This window comes from Ensifer sp. Root558 (assembly GCF_001427045.1).
Lineage (GTDB): Bacteria > Pseudomonadota > Alphaproteobacteria > Rhizobiales > Rhizobiaceae > Ensifer > Ensifer adhaerens.
Window position 1 is genome coordinate 167052 of record NZ_LMGC01000004.1, and the last position, 19176, is coordinate 186227.

Below are 19176 nucleotides of genomic sequence, written 5' to 3' on the forward strand. Positions count from 1 at the left end.
AAGTGAGGTCAAGGGCCATATAGTCTATGGCCCTTCACAGCAACCTACCTGAAAGAGGTGGGCACAGGAGATACGGCCGTATGAAGAAGGGCTTGTGGCCTGGCGCTAACGATCGCCGTCGACAGGCGATCGCGCGCTTGAGGCGCGGCGCATTGCCATAGGCACACATCGCCACACGCGCTCGATCATACTCCACCGGGCGTGTTAGGTATGGCAGCAACTCGGCAGCCTCTGTCGTGATCATTCAACTGAAAGGTAGAATAAATGCGCGCTACAATCCTGTTGGCAATGGTTCTCGCCCTCGCCGGATGCTCCCAGACCGGCGGCGGCGGCGGTGGCGGTGGCGGCTACGCCGCCGATTATGAAGCTGGTGACGGCGACTACTATCACGGGATCGTAGCGCCGAGATAAGGCCCGACCTTCTGCACGAAAGACCACCTTTCGTGTTCCAGCGGGATGGACGCTCGTTCAAGTCCATCCCGGCAATACCCCCTAGGCACACGCGCAGCCGCCTCGGCTATGATCAATCGAGGGCCTGCCGACTCATCCACCCGAAATCGCGAGTGCTGCGACGCGACGTCCGGACCCGTTTCATCGCCGCGGAGCATGCCGATTTGTGCAATCAGAGCCAGCGCCTGACGCGCGCCTTGTAGACCCGATAGACGTCGCCGAACTTGCGCTCGAGATAGGCCTCCTCGCGCGCCACGACGCCATAGCGGATGATAAGGTAGAAAGGCACCAGCAGGATCAGCAGCCACAGGCTGTCGAAGACGATGGAAAAGCCGATCAGGCCGAGAAACATGCCAGTATAGATCGGGTTGCGGGTGAAGCGGTAGGGACCGGCTTCGACAATCGCCGATGTCGGGCGATGGATCTGGATTTCGGTTCCCGCACGCCTGAAGCTCACCGCCGCCCAGATCAAAAGCGCGAGACCGGCGAGAAAAATGATGCCGCCGACGAGGGCGTCCGGCACCATCGCGGGCACGAAAGGCAACGGGTAGAGCCGGTCGAGCACGAGGCCACCGCCCACCGACATCACCCAGGCGATCGGCGGATGGATCACCGCGCCGGAACGGTCAGGCGCATTTCCCGTCGTCTCGTTCATCAAAACACCCTTTGCCTGGTTTCCGCGCCGTCCGTTCCCGCACCGATGGCGCTGGCTGCGATTTTAGCGGACGCGGGCCATTTGCGAAAACCCTCCAAGACGCTATGTGAACGGGGGATCATCGGCTCCGTCTGGGTCCGTGATCATGCCATGGCTACAACAGGACGAGACACATGAAAGCACGCGTCAAATGGGTGGAAGACCGGACCTTCGTCGGAGAGTCTGGTAGCGGCCACAAAGTCGTATTGGGAACCGCCTTCGGCGAAGAGGGGCGCACCCCGGGACCGAGCCCGATGGAACTGGTGCTGATCGGCACCGGTGGCTGCTCGGCCTATGACGTCGTGCACATTCTGGAGAAGGGCCGCGAGCCGGTGGAAGACTGCGTCGTCGAACTCGACGCCGACCGCGCCGATACGGAACCGCGCGTCTTTACCCGCATCCACATGCACTTCATCGTCAAGGGACGCGGACTTGCGGTCAACAAGGTCGAGCGCGCCGTTTCGCTCTCGATCGAGAAATACTGCTCGGCCTCGGCCATGCTCGCCAAGACCGCGACGATCACCCACGATTTCGAAGTGGTCGACACCAGCGCCGGCTGAGAGCCGACCTGGCGCTCGCATCCCCAGCGGTGCGAGCGCATCGACGACCCGCGGGCGCGCGGGTCGCTATCGTCGCGCAGGCTGAAACAGTTCGACAACATTTCCGGAGGGATCGATCAAAAGGATCTGCGCCCCTCCGGGACCGGTGACGATGTCATTGCGGAACATGACGCCGGCACGGCGCAGCCGCTCCACTTCGGCGTTGAGGTCATCGACGAGGAGATGGATGCGGTTCCAGCCGCCCGGCCCCGGCTTCTCGCTGTCCGGCATCGGCCGGCCGGCCGAACTCGTCGGTCCGCTCAGCAGCAGCCGCAGCGCACCGCGCTGCACATCCGCGAAAGCCGGTGCATAGCTCGACAGAAGCGAAAAGCCGAGGTGGGTCGTGTACCAGGCGATCGCCGCCTCGACGTCGTCGACCATGTAGCGGACATTGACTGTTTCCGACATTGCTTTTCCTCCAAGTAAACCCGGCCGGCCGATGCGGCTCCCTCACGCCGTTCCGAACTCACTCCGGCAGTCCGGCCAGCCGCAATCCTTCAACGTAACGCGCAAGCAAGGCCTTATCCCGGTAGGGTGCACGGGAACCGTATCGCTCGATCGAGAATTCCGGATTGAGTTTCAGGAGTTCCGCCGCGGCGCGACGTGCATCCTCAAGGTGCCCGAGTTGCGCGTAGGTCGCCGCCAGCAAACGGTAGGCCGAACCAAGATCGGCCATCTTCTCCAGCAGAGCCAACGCTTCGGTGTACTGGCCGGAGAGATACCTGGCAGCCGCGATGTTCCAGAAATACCAGTCCGGACGACTGGGGTTCAGCCGCAAGGCCAGTTCCCCGATCCTGATCGCGTCCTCCAACAGACCGAGATACCCCAGGGCATCGCAATATTCCGCAAGAAGATCGCAATTGTTCGGCGCCAGTTCGCGCCCACGCTCGTAACAACCGATGGCGCGTTCTGCCTCTCCCCTCCACAAATGGACGACGCCGAGCGCCCAGTGAACATCGGCGTCACAGGGACTGAGCTCCAAAGCCTTGCTTGCCGATGCGAAGGCACTGGCAAGCGTCGCTTCCATGTCGGCACGCTCGTTCCATTTCAGTTTGCGTATATCCAGCCAGGCCAGCCCGAGATATCCGCGGGCGTAGGCTGGATCAGCGTCGACCGCGGCCAGGAACATCTCCTTTGCCCGCCTGACCTCATCCGGTTTCAGGCTTTTTTCAATGTGCCGGCCACGCAGATAGAAATCGTAGGCGCTTGATCCTTTGAGCGGCTCGGCGAGAATCCGGTATCGTTCGGCCTCTTCGATTTTGACATTCAAGGCAGCCGGAATGGAACGGGACAACTCGTCCTGGACATCGAACATGTCGACAAGGTCGAAATCGTATTTCTCCGCCCAGATGTGTTCGCCAGTGGCATTGGTCAGACTGGCATTGACCCTGACCCGGTCGGCAGCGCGCCTGACGCTGCCTTCGAGCGTGTAGTAGGTTGTGCGTGCCTGAGGTTGCGGCTCGGGACGCGGCAACCGAACGATCACGTTCAAACCGGAGAACCGCGACAATGCCGCGACGACGTCCTGCGTGATGCCGGCCGCGAAATAATCCTCATCGGGATTGCCGCTCAAATTCGCAAAGCGCGACACATAGAGAAGCGTCCGGCTCGACTTGACGGGGGGATTTTCCCGTACCTCCTGTGTCGGTGGCGCCATCAGCGCCGCCCCCTCCGATCCGCCGTCGTCGATGACGATATTGTAGATGTGGACGGGGCGGCCGATGTTCTTCAACGGCTGTGCGCCCGTGTCTTCGAAGCGGATGTCCAGGCGACCGCCCAGCGTGTCGTGAACCGAGGCGGAGACGGATATGCCACCCGGCCTGGCGAGGCTCTCGATGCGAGCCGCCACGTTGACGCCGTCACCGTAAACGTCACCGTCGTCAAACAGGATATCGCCGAGATTGATCCCGATGCGAAATTCGATCCGGCGATCCCGCTGCGTACCGGCGTTCCTCGTCTGCATTCCCCGCTGGATCTCGACCGCGCAGAGAACTGCGTCTTCCACGGCACGAAACTCCATCAGCATGCCATCACCGATGAGCTTGACGATGCGCCCGTGATGCGCGGCGACCGCGACGTCCCACAGCTCCTGCCGGTGAGCCATGAGGGTCGCAAGCGTGCCCTTCTCGTCGAGCTCCATCAGCCGACTATAGCCGACCACGTCCGCGGCCATGATGACGGAGAGCTTTTGTTCCATCGGCGCCCCCAGGCTCCAGCACCCCTATGGATAGCATATCCGGACGGGCGAGGCACTGAAGACGCGGCCACGCAGCCGACAGATCCCTGGGAGCGTCGATGACAGGCGGCGAAACGGCGGCTTCAATCCCGATAGAAGTTGCGCCGCCAGCGGTGGGCGGTCAGTTTCGCCCGCTGTGCATCCGGCAGGCCGGCACCGTCGCCGATGGCGCAGTTGCGCTCGACGTTGCGCACCGAACGCATGCCGGGAATGACCGTCGATACGGCCGGGTGGCTGAGAACGAAGCGCAGCGCCGTCTCGGCCAGTGCGTCGGGCTTGATTTCCAGATCCTCGACGATCTTCTGCGTTCGTTCCTCGACCTCGCGCTTGCGCTCGCCCCGGAAGTAGGTTTCCCGGAAGTCACCCTCGGGAAAGACGGTATCGGCGCGAATCTGGCCGGTCAGACCACCTTCGTCGAGCGCCACGCGGACGATGACGCCGACATTGTGCTTCAGGCACGCGGGCAGCAGTTTTTCTTCCGGCGCCTGCTCGAAGATGTTGTAGATCACCTGCACGCTGTCGACGACGCCGGTCTCGATCAGCCGGAGCGCATTGTCCGGCTCGTAGTCGTTGATCGAAACGCCGAAGAAGCGGATCTTGCCGTCGCGCTTCAGCCGCTCGACAGCCTTCAGCCAGTCGCCGCGGCCTACCCACTCGTCCGACCACACATGGAACTGCTGCACGTCGATCGTCTCGACGCCGAGATTGCGCAGGCTCGTCTCGGTGCAGGCGATCACGTGGTCGGCCGGGAAGGTCTGCTCGGCCGGGGTGCCGGCGTGCGCCGGCCATTGCATGTTCTTCGGTGGGATCTTGGTGGCGACATGGATCGTCTCCGACCGCTCGCGCAGCAAGGCGCCGATCAGCTTCTCGCTGTGGCCCTGGCCGTAGCCGAGTGCGGTGTCGATGAAATTGAGGCCGAGGTCGACCGCGCGGTTGAGGGCGCGGGCGGACTCGTCGTCGCGCGCGCCCTGCCAATGGCTCTTGCCGATGCCCCAGGCACCGTAACCGATTTCGGAAATGCGCAGGCCCGTACGGCCGAAGGTTCTGTAGTGCATGGCGCTCTCGCTGGCATTGGGGAAGGAGTACCGCCGGTTATCTAGGCTTCAGCGATCGACCGTCAACCGGGAAAATGTCACGGCCACGGCGGCTTAGTTGCCTCATACGTCCTAGGCAAGAAACCAGAAGAAAACGGCCGACAGGAAGATGAAGGCGAGCACGAGCCCCATAAACTGCCGCATGCCCTCGCTCGTATTGTCGCCGAGCAAGGCGACCCAGATCGGCCCGCCGCTGCAGTCTTCGTCGCGCATGTCGCGGATGGAAGCCAGCGCATCGCGACCGACCGCCGGACGGCTGTAGTCGTGCGGCGGCGGCTGCCGGTTGCGATGAGGGGCGAGAGATCCCGAAAGATCCGGCGCCACCAGGCCGCCGTCGCCCGCGTCGACCACGGGCGACAACCGTTCCTGCGTCGTGGACCCGTCGCGGGTCGCGTCTCCTGCCCGCAGGCGCCCTGCGCCATGGTGAAACGCCCAGCGCTGTGGTTTCGACTGCGGATCGGATTTCGCGTGCCGGATAGACATCACGCACCTCCACAGGGGTAACCGCTAACCGGGTACTTTGGTTCCGTGCGCGGGCATGCATTGTTGATCACGGGGGCGTGGCGTCGACGAATTCGACACTTGAAGGACGCAATTGCCGGCAGCGTCTGCCGAAAAACAAAAGAGCCCGCCGCGGGAGGAGCGGCAGGCTCTCTAAAAATCGATCAGCAGCCTGGGAGGAGGAGTGGCGCTGATCTCGTGAACGATCCATGGGAGGAGGAGATCGTTCACCGCATCGAAGCTCTGCGGGAGGAGATGCATTGCTTCGATGAGGTGAATATACAGGGTTTCTGCCCAAATCGTAGGCGGATTTTGTGCAAGCCAGCTATGCGCTATGCGCGCAGCGCAATACCGGCGCATCGGTCCAGAGCCGCCGTAAATGCGATCGAACGGCCGGTGATGCCGGCGAAACGCGAGTGCTTTCAGGCGACACGCGGGCAGGCGGAAACGGGTTTCACGCCGCCCGTATTCCGACGGCGTAGGCGCTGCTGCCGCGCGAAACCGTCAGTTTTCCATGAAGGCGCGCGCCATGCTGTCGCGGATCGGCTTGGTGAGATAGTCGAAGAAGGTCCGCTCCGCCGTCTGGATCAGAATTTCCGCCGGCATGCCGGGGGTCACGACGAAATTGTGAACTCTTGCAAGCTCGCTTGCCGGAAGGCTGACGCGCGCCAGGTAGACTTCGCGCGTGCCCTCATGCGTCTGCACCGGCAGGGCGTCCGCCGACACGTAGAAGACCTGCCCATTGAGGACCGGCGTCGTGCGCTGGTTCAGCGCGGTCAGCCGCACCGTCGCCTTCTCGCCGACCCGGATATTGTCGACGTCGGTGCGCAGCACCTGCGCCTCGATGATGAGCGGTACATCGGCCGGCAGGATTTCCATGATCGGCTTGCCGCTCTCGATGACGCCGCCGGACGTATGAAAATGCATCCTGATGACCGTGCCGGTCACCGGCGCGTTGATCGTCGCGCGGCGGAGCACATTGGTGGCGCCGCGCAATTGTTCACGCACTGTGTCCAGTTCACCCTCGGCCTTCTGCAATTCGTCGAGCGCAGCCTCTTGGTAGCTCTGTTCGGTCTGGTTGACCTGCTGCTGCTGCTTGAGGATCTGGGAGCCGGTCTCCGAGACTTCGGACATCAGACGGCCAATCTGGCCCTCTGCATCGGCGATCGCGCGCTGGATGGTCTTGATCTCCGTCTTGCGGATCAGGTCCTTGGCCAAAAGCGTCTTCTTGCCGATGTATTCCTCCTCGAGCAGGACTCTTTGCTCGCGCACCGATTTCAGCTGCTCCTGAAAACCTTGCGAGCGGAACTCCAGGCTCTCGATATTCCGCTTCAACAGTCCGATATCGCTGTCGAGCTTGCTCCTCCAGGTCTGGAAATTGAGCTCCTGGCTCTGCACGATCGGGACAATCTCAGGATCTTTCTTGACATGCTCCGTGAGAACCGCGGGCAGCACGATCTGCTTCAAACCGTGCGCCTGCGCGGTCAGCCGGGCGACGATCGCCTCCAGCCGCGCCCAGCGCAGAAAATACTGCCTCTCGTTCGCTTGTGCGGCCGTTTCGTCCAGCCGCACCAACGGCTGATCCACGGTTACGCGGTCGCCCTCGCTCACCAGAATATCCTTGATGATCCCGCCTTCGAAGTGCTGGACCACCTTGTTCTGCCCGGTTGCGACAAAGCTGCCCTGGGCGATGATGGCTGCCGCCAAAGGCGCGGTGAAGGCCCAAAGGCCAAAGCCGCCGAAGGTCACGACGATCAGCACCAGGCCGATCATCGTATGCTGCCAGATTGAACGCGGAACCTCTGCGTACCAGGTCAGATCCTGCACTTTGGCCATGTCGCTCATGATCGCCTACGGAAGCTGGTTTTGTTCGAGCGGGTTGCCTTCGGTATTCACCCCACGCGAAGCGAGTGCCTTGAGAACGTCCTGGCGCATGCCGAAGAGCGCCACCGTGCCGTTGACGAGCAGCAGAACCTTGTCGACGCTGTTCAAAAGCGCCGGTCGCTGAGTGATGGTGACAACCGTGATCTTCTCGCGCTTGGCGTGCGTCAGCGCCCGCGTCAGCGCCGCCTCGCCGGCGGTATCGAGATTGGAGTTGGGCTCGTCGAGCACAACCATGCGCGGGTTGCCGAAGAAGGCGCGGGCAAGGGCGACGCGCTGCTTCTGGCCGCCCGATAGAGGCGAGCCGTCGGCGGCCACCACGGTCTCGTATCCGTGCGGCAGCATGGCGATCATGTCGTGAACGTCGGCAAGCTTGGCAGCGGCGTAGATGTCGGCGTCGGTGGCATCCTCGCGCATGCGGGCGATGTTGGCCTTGATCGTGCCGGGAAACAGCTGCACATCCTGCGGCAGGTAGCCGATGCTTTCGCCGAACTGCCGCTGGTCCCAGTTCCTCAGGTCCATGAGATCCAGCCGGACGTTGCCCGACGTCGGCAGGATGGATCCAACCAGCATCTTGCCGAGCGTCGTCTTGCCGGCACCGGAACTGCCGATCACGGCAAGCGAATCGCCGGGCTCCAGCGCAAAGGTAATTCCGTTGAGCACCACGCGCTTGGTGCCCTGCGGAACGAAAAGCAGGCGCTCGACATCGAGGCGCCCTTCGGGCCGCGGCAGCTTCAACCGTTCGAAATTGAGCGGTGACGTCTTCAGCAGCGCGGAAATGCGCCCGTAGGCAGCACGCGACTGGATGACCTGGCTCCATCCCTCGATCGCGCCCTCGATAGGCCCAAGGGCGCGGCCCGCGATGATGGAGGCCGCAATCACCATGCCACCGGTGAGCGAGCCATTGAGGGCGAGATGGGCACCCCAACCAAGCATCGTCACCTGCGTCAGGAGGCGCACCGCCTTGGACAGCGAAGCAAAGGCGATGTTGCGGTCCTGCGCCATCACCTGGGCCTTGAGCGAACCGGCCATGTCCTTGCCCCAGATGTGCACGGCCTCCGGGATCATCGCCAGTGCGTTGATGATCTGGGAGTTGCGCGACATCGAATCGAGGTGAAGGTTGGCCTTGGTCTGGAAATTGGTCGCTTCGCCGAACGCTGCAGCCGTCGCTTTCTGGTTCAACAGCGTAACGATGAGGAGGAGAACGGCTGAGGTGACGACGATTATCCCGAGATGCGGATGGATGAGGAAGACCGCCACCAGAAAGAGCGGCGCGATCGGCGCATCGAGAAACGAAAGCAGCGTGCCGGAGACGAGGAAGGAGCGAAGCTGCTGCAGGTCGCCAAGCGTCTGGTACTCGCGCCCGTTGCTATGCAGGGCGGCTCTCGCTGCCGCGCTCAGGATCGGCGCGCCGAGTTGCGCGGCCACCTCCACGGCGGTGCGCATCAGGATCATGCGGCGAATGGCGTCGAAAACCGACTGCAGCAGCACCGCGCCGACGATGATCGCCGTCAGCATCACCAGCGTGTCGACCGAGCGGCTGGTCAGCACCCGGTCCGAAATCTGGAACAGATAAACAGGGATCGAAAGCACGAGGATGTTGGTGACGATCGTAAACAGCATGACGATCATCAGGTTCTGCCGGATCGCCTTGAGACCAGCGCTGAGGCTCGCCGAAAAATCGACCGGGCCAAGGCGCTTGTGGAACGCGCCCCCTCCACCGCCTCCGCCGCCGCCCTTGTCGGACGATCCGCCACCTTTGTCGGGCGACCGCGGCTCGGCCTTGATCGGCCCACGGTCGGCTTCGATCACCACCATGCCCGAAGGCGAATATCTCTCCTTCATCTCCGCGGTCGGCCAGGCAACCGGTTTTCCGACCGGCTTTTCGATGCAGGGTGCCGGCTTTGGTTCCTCCTGCAACGGGCGGCGCTCGACCGTCGCCTCGCCGCGCAGAGCCGGCTCGGGTCTGGCCACGGGCTCGGTCTTTGGAGGCCACGGCCGCGACGTGACGTTGACCGTCTCAGCGGCATCCGCCCGTGGCGTTCCCATCTGTGCGCGTGACGCCTGCGCTGCCCCGATCGGTGCGGCCGGTGCAGCAGCGCGCGCCGGTGCGAGGCCGGGTGTCGGACCGGTGATCTGTACCGGCCTTGCGGCAACGCCCGATCCGGGAAGAGGCGAAACGGGTGAAGGGGTCCAGTTGCCATCCTCGCCGGCGCCGTTTGCCGCCACTCTTCTTATTTGGTCCGCCACCCCGTCGATCTCCCTAACAGCACGGTCCAGAACGTGTTCCTGATGATTGAGCTTGCGCAGAAACTGCCGTCGCGCGGCGTCGGCGCCGGATGCTTCCGGCCGTGTTCCGTTTTCCTCCGCACGCGAAGCGGCATCGGCGCCGGTTTCGGCAGACACTGGCCGAGACGGATTCGTGCGGTCGGTCATGACTATCCTCCCGCACTCCCATCAGGCGACCATGCTGTGCATGGGGTCGGCACTGGCCGTATCGATGCCGTGCCCATGGCTCGGCGAGATCTGATCCTGCGGCTGGTGGCCGAAATCCGGAGTGAGCATGTCGTCGCCGAGAAAGACGACCGCTTCGCTGACCAGCGCATCCGGGTTCTGACTACCGAGATAGGGATCGTTCTTGACCAGCTCCGCCTGGATGAGCACCTCGTCCGAATAGGCGCCGCCGCCGGCATAGATCGTCTTGCCCGTATCGACATCGACGATCCCGGCATAGTTCAGCAGAGCATTCGAGCCCGTGGAAATGGTCCAGTCCGCGTCCGGGCGCGCCTCGAGCGCGTTCATCGCCAGCGTCACCTGATCGCTGTCGCCGAGAATGTTGGTCTGCTGGATGTAGTTGAGGCTGATGAGGTCGCCGGAAATGTAGAGCACCCTCAGGCCATTCAGCCCGGCAAAGGCGGGATCATGCAGAAAGTCGTCGCCCGACGGCTTCTTGCCTTCCGACAGATCCTGCAGCGCGGACAGGTAACCGTCCGACATCGGATTGACCGGGCCTGCACTGCCAGCTTCGACGATTCCGGCATAGTTCCAAAGCAGGTTTCCGCCGGTCGAGACCGAACCGCCGCCGCTGGTGTGAAAGCCGCCGACGGCACCGATCAGATCGTTGTCGAGCAGGATGTTCGTCTGCTGGATGATGTTGGCGTCGAAGACGCTGCCGCCGACGAAGATCAGGTCAAAGCGGTATCCGAGCTCCAGCAGCGATATCTGGTTGGCCGCCGTGTTGTCGCCACCGACGATCGAAAGCTTCGAGCCCGAAGCCGCGAGGATCGCCGTGTCCTGGTCCGACATGAAAGTGAACTGCTGGAGCCAGTTGACCATCATCAGGTCGCCCTTGACCTCGGTGATGGCCCAGACCTTGGGGAAGTCGGCGGTGTCGGCATGCGTCGTCTGCGCCGGCTCGACATGTTTGAACATGGCGATGTTGAACGCCTGGGTAGCATGCTGCTCAATATTGTTGCCGCTCAGCGCGGAACTGACGAGGTCGCTGTCATAGTGGGTGTTGACCTGAACGATCGCGTTGAGTTCGACGTGGTCGCCGGCCACCGCCAGCACTTCGGCCTGCAGCCAGTCGCTGGTGATGACGACGGAGTTGACCAGCGTGTTGCTGCCCGCTTCCAGCTCGACCGAAGTGTCGACCGCGACGGCACCCTCGCCATAGGCGATGCCGCCCTCGACTTCGACCCCGTCGTTCGACAGTTCGGGCTCGTCCGGCGCATCGGAAGCCTCGTCCGGGTCCGGCAGGTGATCCTTGAGAACCGGCGCTTCCTCAACGATCACGCCGTTCACATAGATGCCTTCGAGCGTGCTGGCCCTGGCTGAAAAATGGGTGACGCTCAGCCCCCCGGCCTCCGCTTCGCCGCCGGTGGAGAATGCCTCAAGCCTCTCGGCCGTGCCGACAACGAGGCTGGCGATCGCGTCACTGGAGCCGGCGACATCCGTCTCGCCGAGCAGCGAAATACTCTGCGTCGCGTCGATGAGCTCGGCCATCGTCGCGCTGTTGTCGATCTGCAGGCCGGACTTCAGGCCATGCCCGCCGACACTGACGAAATCATTGTCCGAAAGCTCGGCGGTCTGGTTGCTGTAGACCACCACCGAGCCCGGCGGGTTGATGTGCGGCTCGACCACCTGCGAGGCCGATCTCGGCGATGCGCCCTGCAGGAAGGCTTCCGAGCTGGCGCGGCCAAGGGAGCCGCCAAAAATCGGGTATTCGGGGAAGGACACCCCAGCATAGCCGTCCGGTATCGGCATGAAGATGTCCGGTCCGACCGGCTTGTACGGGACGTCGGGGTTGAAGTCGTCGAGATCGTAAGGTGCGTGCACCTTGACCGGCGCAGAAACGAGCTCCTTCGGATCCTTGTGGACGTCGCGATCCGGGTCGAACTTCTCATGGATTTCACGCAGACGCGCCTCTTCGGTAGAGAGTTCGAAGAGACCGATGAAATGGGCAATGGCCTCGGTGATCTTTGCGGAATACAAGGTCAGGCCCTCCTCTTGTCGTCGGCAGTCCCCGCCGGCTTGGCGGGTCGTGCCTGACTGCGCGAGAGCTTCCCGCGCAGTCATTCTCGGGTCGATCCCGCGAGACGCGGATCGACGCCCCCTCACCGATCAGGTGTTGTCGTCGTCGCCGACGGCAGTGGTCGTGTAATCACCACCGACGACCGTCATGTCGATCGTGTTGCCCTGCAGGTTCGCGCCGAGCACGATCTGCTGGTTGAAGGCGTTGGTGTCGATAACTGCGTCTGCCGAAGCCGAGGAGAGCCCTTCGACGAAGCTGTCGTCACCATTGTACGAGCCCCACATGCCGGCGCTGCCACCCGCACCGCCATCACCGTTCGTCGCGAAGCCACCCGCGCCGCCGGCACCGCCGGCACCACCGAGTGCATGGCCACCGTAGGCATCGCCACCGTCGCCGCCGGCTGCCCACGAACCCGTGAGCGCGAGGCCGCCGAGGCCGTGACCACCGGTCGCTGCACCACCGGTACCGTCACCACCGGTCGAGTCACCCGTAGAGCCGCCACCGGCATAGGCATCGCCACCACCGCCGCCGGCACCGCCGACGCCTGCACCGGCGCCGAAGCCAGCACCCGCGCCAAGACCAGCACCCAAAGCGCCGCCGCCGTCGCCGGCATCGCCGGCATCACCACCGTCAGCACTGCCGGTATCGCCAACCGCTACGCTGTTGCCACCGTTGCTGTCGCCACCGTCGCCACCGAGGTTCAGGATTGGAAGGATGAAGCCGCCGGCATCGCCGCCGTCACCTGCATCCGAAGATCCTGCCGGGCCGCTCGTGACGTCGCCACTTGTGCCACCGTTGCCGGCACCATTGCTGCCGCCGTCGCCGCCGGCTGCCGCGCCGACACCAAGGCCGACACCGAGACCGAGGCCGACGCCGAGGCCGGCACCACCGGCACCACCGGCACCGGCTGTCGCCGTACCGCCATTTGCGTCACCGCTGGAGCTGCCGCCGCCAACGCCAACACTGGCTGCAATGCCGCCAAGGCCGGCACCGCCGGTCGCATCGGCATTGTTGTCTGCGTCGCCGCCATCGCCGTCGCCAGCGCCCGCGAAGCCACCAACGCTATGGCCGCCATCGCCGCCGTCGCCACCGTTGGCATAGGCCTTGCTTCCGCCTTCACCACCGTCTGCGCCGGCCTGAATGCCGTCGCCCGAGCGGGCGTCGCCGGCATTGGCGTTGCCGTTCTGGTTAAGCGTGCCGCTGTTGTTGATGTCAGAGGCGCTGTCGTCATCCGACATGATGGCGTTCTGGCTGAACACGTTGGCAACGTTGCTGTTGCCGTTCATCGAGCCGTTCAGGATGTCCTTGAAGCTCGTGTTCGCCATGCCGTGGATCGAGGAGTTGTCGATATCGGCAAAGTCGTCGTCGGACGGCTTGTAGCCGCTCAGGTCGAGATCGACGTCCACGTCGACGGTCGTCTTGCTGTCGACGTCGACATGGGTGCTGTTTTCGTTGAGGTTGGCATTGAGGTTGGCGTTGCCATTGCCGTTCAGGTTGGCGTTGCCATTGCCGTTCAGGTTGGCATTGCCGTTGCCGTTCAGGTTGCCGTTCCCGTTGGCATTGGCGTTGCCGTTACCATTGAGGTTGCCGTTGCCGTTGAGATTGCCGTTGTAGGACTCGCTGTACTGCGATTGTCCCTGATCCTGGCCCTGACCTTGGTCCTGGCCCTGTCCCTGGTCTTGCCCCTGGCCCTGGCCTTGTCCCTGTCCCTGAAGCTGGCCTTGCAGCTCCGCCTGCAATTGTCCCTGACCCTGGCCCTGTCCTTGTCCCTGGTCTTGATCTTGAGACTGGCTGTCATCCCATGGCCACAGGATATTCTTGTCCTTACTCATGACGATTACCTCGAGTTGAGGCCGCGACAGCCGAGCCGCATTCTTCTCTTACGCGGATTTGGGCCATGCGCGGGCTACGTGTTGGACTTGTTGAACTCAGTAACGGTGTTTTCCTCCGGGCGCCTAGTCGCCCATCTGTCGATACTTTGATCGCTTTTGTTGCCTCTCCCCTTACTTGGTCGAGAGGACCGGAACAGGTTCCCAACTGGGTATTCCATTCGATGCAGAGCTTGCCCAAAGGGGGCCTGAGTGCGTCCTGCTCGCCGGTTGCAGAGGAGACTCTGTCTAAAACCGACACGCATTGTAAGTTGTCAGTTCGGGCTAACCTTCGCGGGCTAGCGACGAGACGCAGAAACCTTCACCCGTGGGCTAGGCAAAATATGGCCGTCACCCGACGGCTGGCCACGCGCCGGAGAGGGCCCGAGCGCCGCATTTCCGGGCCTGCGCGACCATCGTCAGAACGAATTTACTGGACGCAGGAATGCAGTATTCTGACGAGCAGTGGTGTGGCATTTGGCAACCGGCGAGCACTGGAAGGCCCATGGCAAGATTTCACGAAATCCTCCTCTTAATCGGACAACTCAACTACACGTGGACGAATACGGAGAGTTTGCTCATCTACCTCATCGCCGGCCTCGCCCGGGTCGACAAGGAAACCGCGATCGTCATCTTCCTGACGCTGAACACGACGCGGGCCCGCATCGAACTCGTCGAGCGGCTGACCAAGATGGGAAAGACGCCTGCCGCGCAGCGGCAAGAAATTCTTTCGATTACCCAACAGCTTGGCCGGCAGGCAAAACTCCGCAACAAATACAGCCACTGCATCTATTCCTTCGACGAAACCGGCGACCAGGCGAGCACGCAACTGATGGCGATCTTCGACAGCAAGGACACGATCAAGTACGGCAAGATCGAGCAGATCAACGAGGCGGAGATCGCGCGGATCAACGAGGTGATCGAGCAGCTGCAGGAGGTCAACCGGGAAATCTGGGCGATCGTCGACCGCTACGCCTTCCCGCGCTGATCACCCGCCACGAGCGCAGACGACGGCATGCCGCAATCCTGCTGCCGCCGCTGGTGGCGGATGCGCGGCAGCCACCTCCACACGGCCCGGTTTCCAGCCATCCACAATTCAACCGCATTGTCAGGCCATCGCAGCAGCGACGGCAGCAGGAGGCGATGCGGATGGTTGGACAACCCGAGGAGAGGCGGTTTACGAGCCTTGAGGTGCGCATCGACGCTGCGGCGCATGGCGTGCTCGACCGGCTTCCGGCAAGCGGCTTCCTTGGCGGCCTGACCGAATTTCTGGTGTTCGGCATCAAGCAGGCCTTCGCCTGCCTCTTCGGCGGCGCGATGCTGGCCCTGATGCTGGCAACGAAACTCTACTGGCCCGAAGGCAGTGGTCTCGCCCGCTACGACTTCCTGTTCCTGAGCGCCATCGCCATCCAGATCTCACTGCTCGTCTTCAAGCTCGAGACCATCGCCGAGGCCAAGGTCATCCTGATCTTCCACGTCGTCGGCACGCTGATGGAAATCTTCAAGACCTCCGTCGGCTCGTGGATCTATCCGGAGCCAAGCTTCTTCCGCATCGGCGGCGTGCCTTTGTTTTCGGGCTTCATGTATGCCGCCGTCGGCTCCTATCTGGCGCGCGTGACCCGCATTCTCGACATGCGCTACAGCAACTATCCGCCGCTCATCGCGACCCTGCTTTTGGCCCTTGCCATCTATGTCAACTTCTTCAGCCACCACTACATCATCGACCTTCGCTACGCGCTGTTCGGATTGACTGCGATCCTCTTCCTTCGCACCACGGTGCATTATCGCGTCTTCCGCTTTCGCCACCGCATGCCGCTGCTCGTGGGCTTCCTGCTGGTCGCCCTCTTCATCTGGTTCGCCGAAAACATCGGCACCTGGTCGCGGGCCTGGATCTATCCCTCGCAGCATGCCGGCTGGACGCTGGTCTCCGCGCAAAAGCTCGGCGCCTGGTATCTGCTGATGATCCTGTCGTTCGTGCTGGTCACGCTCGTGCATCGTCCGCGCGCGGTCGCCGCTCCAGCAGCCGTGGCCGAGAGTACAGCCGTCGAGATGGGCGATGCAGCCGTCGCCGGAAAGGGTGTCGGCGCGCGATAGCGCAACCGTACGACGAGAAGGCAGATCGCCCCAGGAGTTGCAAAACGGCGCGCGCTGGAAAACGATACCGAATCAATCGCTTTCGCAACGAGGGGAAACATGCGGCGTTTCTTTCTTTGCCTGCTGGCGCTCGGCGTCCTCGCTGTCGTTTCAGTCATGATCCTGCCCAGCTTCGTTTCGAGCGACTGGATGCGCGCCGAACTGGGACGGCAACTCTCGAACGCGACCGACAGCGCGATCGCGCTCAACGGCCCGGTCAGACTTTCCGTCGTCCCGCATCTGGCGGTGGTGGCCGAAAACGTCTCGCTCGATGCCGACGGCATGACCGCCGAGATCGGCGAAGTCGCGGGCTCCGTGACGCTCTCCTCGCTATGGTCCGACCGCCTGCACGTGAGGGAAGTAAGGCTTGTACGCCCGGTCGTGGCGCTGCGGCCGAAGGCAGAGGCCGCAGCGGCTGCGCAAGACGGGGGAGCTGAGGCGGGACAGGCGAGCACGGGCGAAACGCGCGATCCGCTCGCCGCCCTCGTCGCCTTCCTCGAGAAAAGCGCCATCGACAAGATCTCGATCAGCGAGGGAACGCTGCGGCAGGAGGGCGCCGGCGGTTCGGTCGACGTCGTCAGCGATCTCGATCTTACGCTCGCCGTTCCGGATATCGATGGCGAATTGTCGCTCTCGGCCGGCGCCGGCGTCGATGGCCGGCGCTACGATGTCACGCTTGCCGTTTCGCCTTTGCGTCCGCTGCTCGAGCACAAGCCTGCCGAACTCAGCCTTTCCCTGGAGGCCGAGCCCCAGCTTGCGGCCGGGCTCACCGAACTGACCGCCAGCGGCCAGGTGGCGCTGAATGCCAACGGCGGATACCAGATCCGCGGCGGCAAGCTTACGATCGGCGACGAAGCGCTCGGGCTCGACGCGCTGTTCGTGCCGGGCAGCCGCCCGCGGTTCCTCGCCGACCTCAACGCCGAGCGGCTGGATCTGAGCGCATTTCTCGATGACGGCGAGACGGCCGCATCCTCCTCGCAGCCCGAGGAACCGGCAGGCCGGACGGACAAGGCCAAGGCAGCTGCAGGCCTGCAGGCGCTGGCCGGTTTTGACGCCGATATCAGCGTCAATGTCGGCGCCCTTGCCGTTGGTGACATTTCCGCATCCGACGTCGCGCTGACGGCGACCCTCAAGGACGGGCAGTTGACCGGGCGGCTCGAGCATCTCGGCATCGACGCCGGCAGTGTTGCCGCCGATCTCGCCGCCGACGTCGGCGCCGCCGAGCCGATTTTCCATGGCCGCGTCGTCAGCAACGGGCTCGACGTTTCCAAACTCGCGGCTCTGGCCGGCCAATCGGTACCGCTGTCGGGAACCGTGACGATGGACACGGCCTTCGCGTTTCGCGGACTAAGCGCGAACTCTGTGCGCAAGACGATCAACGTGACCGGCGGCGCAAGCCTGCGTGACGCGACCATCGTCATTCCCGGCATCGCCGATCCGGCCATGGCCGAGGTGAAGGCAAAGAAACTCGCCCTCAAGATCGAGGGCCTGACCAAGCCAATGCGTCTTGCGGGCAGCCTTGAGTGGCGCGGCAAACCGGCCGAGATCGATCTTACCCTACCGATCCGCGACCTGCTCATGAACGCCAATGCCCGTGCGGGCGACATCCCGCTGAAGCTCGACCTGCGCACGAAGGAAGCGACGCTTGCGCTGGATGGCAAGGCGGCGCTTGCGGGCAGCTACGCCGGCAAGCTGAACTTCGCGGCCGCAGACCTGCGAGCGCTTCTTGCCTGGATCGGTCAGGCCGACGCGGGCGGCATCACGCAATTCGCCTTCAATGGCGACGTGAAGGCAAGCGCTGCGGGCCTCGCATTCCAGAAGGCCACGCTCTCGGTCAACGGGGTCGAAGGAAGCGGCAATGGCGCGGTCGAACTCGGGACACCGCTCAAAATTTCGAGCGCGCTCCATTTCAAGGAACTAGACCTCGCGCGGCTGGCCGGCGCGCCTTCGGCCGCGCCGCAGGCGAAGGCCAAAAGCAAAGCGAGTGGTGGCCCTGCAACGGATGCTCCGCTGGATCTGTCCGCTCTTCGCTCCATCGATGCCTCCATCAAGGTCGATGCCGAAAAACTCGCCTACGGCCGCGTCGTCGCCGGGCCGGTCGCAACCTCCCTGAAGATCTCCGAGGGCATCGCGAACCTCGACATTCCGGATAGCCCCTTCTATGGCGGCCAGGTGGCCGCGAGCCTGACCGCCGACGGATCCGGCACGGAGCCGTCTATCGCCGTGAAGGCCTCGATATCGGGCGCCTCGGCCGCACCACTGCTCACCGACCTTGCAAACTTCAAGCATCTCGAAGGCGCGCTGCAGACGACGTTCGACATTGCAGGCGCCGGCGGCACGACCGGCACGCTCAAGCGATCGCTCAAGGGCACGGCTGAGGTCCGTTTCTCCGACGGCGCCATTCGCGGGATCGACGTTGCCGACGTCTACAACAATCTCGTCGGCCTGATGTCCTCCGGCTTCAAGCAGAACGACAACAAGGCGACCGGCTTTACCGAACTCGGGGCATCCTTTGCCATCGAGAACGGAATTGCGCGCACCGACGACATCAAGCTCGTCGGCCCCCTCGTGCGGATGAGCGGCAAAGGCGAGGCAAACCTACCGGAGGACCAGTTGAACTTCCGCCTCGATCCGCGCGTGGTCGCATCCTTGCAGGGCCAGGGCGCCGACATCGCCACCGAAGGCATCGGCGTGCCCGTCGTCATCGAAGGGTCGTTTGCCGCTCCGCGCATCTATCCCGACCTTTCGGGCCTTTTGAAAAACCCCGATGCCGCGCTTTCGACCTTGAAGAAGCTCGGATTGCCGACCGGCAAGCTGGGGCTCGATGAGCTTCTGTCCGGGGACGGCAAGGGAGGAAAGCTTCGCGACATCCTCAGCGGTGCGATCGGCAAGCAGCCGAAGGACGAAGGCAGCGAGCTCTCCATCGAGCAGATCATCGGCGGTGGCGGCACCGAGCCCGAGGCGGCACCGCCCGTCGATGGGCAAGTTCCGCCCGACACGGCTGCCGAACAGCCGGCGCCGGAAACGCCGCAGCCGGAGCAGCAACCCGCTGCAGAAGCCGAGCCGCCGGCGCAGGACAGCGGCACTTTGGGAAAGCTGTTCAAGCTTCTTCAATGAGCGAGCGTCTCAGATGATGCAGCCCAAAACCTGAGGCATGTCCACAAGACCACACGTGCCGGCTTCCAA

14 protein-coding genes are annotated in these 19176 nt (G+C 63.5%); 5 read left to right on the forward strand and 9 right to left on the reverse strand.

Annotation, left to right across the window (positions count from 1 at the left end):
• Nucleotides 1-264: 264 nt before the first annotated feature.
• Nucleotides 265-411, forward strand: a complete 147-nt coding sequence (locus tag ASD63_RS34945; RefSeq protein WP_156400696.1) for a hypothetical protein — start codon at nt 265-267, stop codon at nt 409-411.
• A 211-nt stretch (nt 412-622) separates the two neighbouring features.
• On the opposite strand, the gene ASD63_RS08500 is transcribed toward ASD63_RS34945, so the two are convergent.
• A complete protein-coding gene (locus tag ASD63_RS08500; RefSeq protein ID WP_034787503.1) occupies nt 623-1105 on the reverse strand; it encodes an isoprenylcysteine carboxylmethyltransferase family protein in 483 nt (160 codons plus the stop codon).
• Nucleotides 1106-1278: 173 nt separating this feature from the next.
• Between ASD63_RS08500 and ASD63_RS08505 the strand changes: the two genes are divergently transcribed.
• Nucleotides 1279-1704 carry an OsmC family protein gene (locus ASD63_RS08505; protein WP_034787506.1) on the forward strand — a complete coding sequence of 142 codons (426 nt, stop codon included), beginning with the start codon at nt 1279-1281 and terminating at the stop codon, nt 1702-1704.
• A 66-nt stretch (nt 1705-1770) separates the two neighbouring features.
• Here ASD63_RS08505 and ASD63_RS08510 read toward each other — a convergent pair whose 3' ends face one another.
• The 8 genes from ASD63_RS08510 to ASD63_RS08545 form a co-directional block, all read right to left on the reverse strand.
• The gene (locus tag ASD63_RS08510) at nt 1771-2151 is read right to left on the reverse strand and encodes a VOC family protein (RefSeq protein WP_034787509.1); all 381 of its coding nucleotides are present in this window, start codon (nt 2149-2151) and stop codon (nt 1771-1773) included.
• Between the two features lie 58 nt (nt 2152-2209).
• On the reverse strand, nt 2210-3940 hold the full coding sequence (locus ASD63_RS08515; protein WP_060528995.1) for an adenylate/guanylate cyclase domain-containing protein: 1731 nt from the start codon (nt 3938-3940) through the stop codon (nt 2210-2212).
• A 122-nt stretch (nt 3941-4062) separates the two neighbouring features.
• Complete coding sequence (locus tag ASD63_RS08520; RefSeq protein ID WP_034787512.1) at nt 4063-5034, reverse strand: aldo/keto reductase; 972 nt, start codon at nt 5032-5034, stop codon at nt 4063-4065.
• A 111-nt stretch (nt 5035-5145) separates the two neighbouring features.
• Nucleotides 5146-5556, reverse strand: coding sequence for a hypothetical protein (locus ASD63_RS08525; RefSeq protein WP_156624125.1), 411 nt, complete (start codon nt 5554-5556; stop codon nt 5146-5148).
• A gap of 522 nt (nt 5557-6078) precedes the next feature.
• Entirely contained in the window at nt 6079-7419 is a 1341-nt protein-coding gene (locus ASD63_RS08530; protein ID WP_034787518.1) for an HlyD family type I secretion periplasmic adaptor subunit, read from the reverse strand.
• A 6-nt stretch (nt 7420-7425) separates the two neighbouring features.
• A complete protein-coding gene (locus ASD63_RS08535) occupies nt 7426-9504 on the reverse strand; it encodes a type I secretion system permease/ATPase (protein WP_234798812.1) in 2079 nt (692 codons plus the stop codon).
• A gap of 408 nt (nt 9505-9912) precedes the next feature.
• Nucleotides 9913-11949, reverse strand: coding sequence for a type I secretion protein (locus ASD63_RS08540; protein WP_234798793.1), 2037 nt, complete (start codon nt 11947-11949; stop codon nt 9913-9915).
• 129 nt (nt 11950-12078) lie between these two features.
• Nucleotides 12079-13821: a hypothetical protein gene (locus ASD63_RS08545; protein ID WP_060517689.1), complete on the reverse strand. Its 1743-nt coding sequence runs from the start codon at nt 13819-13821 to the stop codon at nt 12079-12081.
• Between the two features lie 541 nt (nt 13822-14362).
• On the opposite strand from ASD63_RS08545, the gene ASD63_RS08550 reads away from it, so the two are divergent.
• The 3 genes from ASD63_RS08550 (at nt 14363) to ASD63_RS08560 (ending at nt 19107) form a co-directional block, all read left to right on the forward strand.
• Nucleotides 14363-14845: a hypothetical protein gene (locus ASD63_RS08550; RefSeq protein ID WP_051659098.1), complete on the forward strand. Its 483-nt coding sequence runs from the start codon at nt 14363-14365 to the stop codon at nt 14843-14845.
• Nucleotides 14846-15006: 161 nt separating this feature from the next.
• Nucleotides 15007-15951, forward strand: a complete 945-nt coding sequence (locus tag ASD63_RS08555; protein WP_060528996.1) for a DUF817 domain-containing protein — start codon at nt 15007-15009, stop codon at nt 15949-15951.
• A 99-nt stretch (nt 15952-16050) separates the two neighbouring features.
• Nucleotides 16051-19107, forward strand: coding sequence for an AsmA family protein (locus tag ASD63_RS08560; RefSeq protein WP_060528997.1), 3057 nt, complete (start codon nt 16051-16053; stop codon nt 19105-19107).
• The last annotated feature ends 69 nt before the right edge of the window (nt 19108-19176 follow it).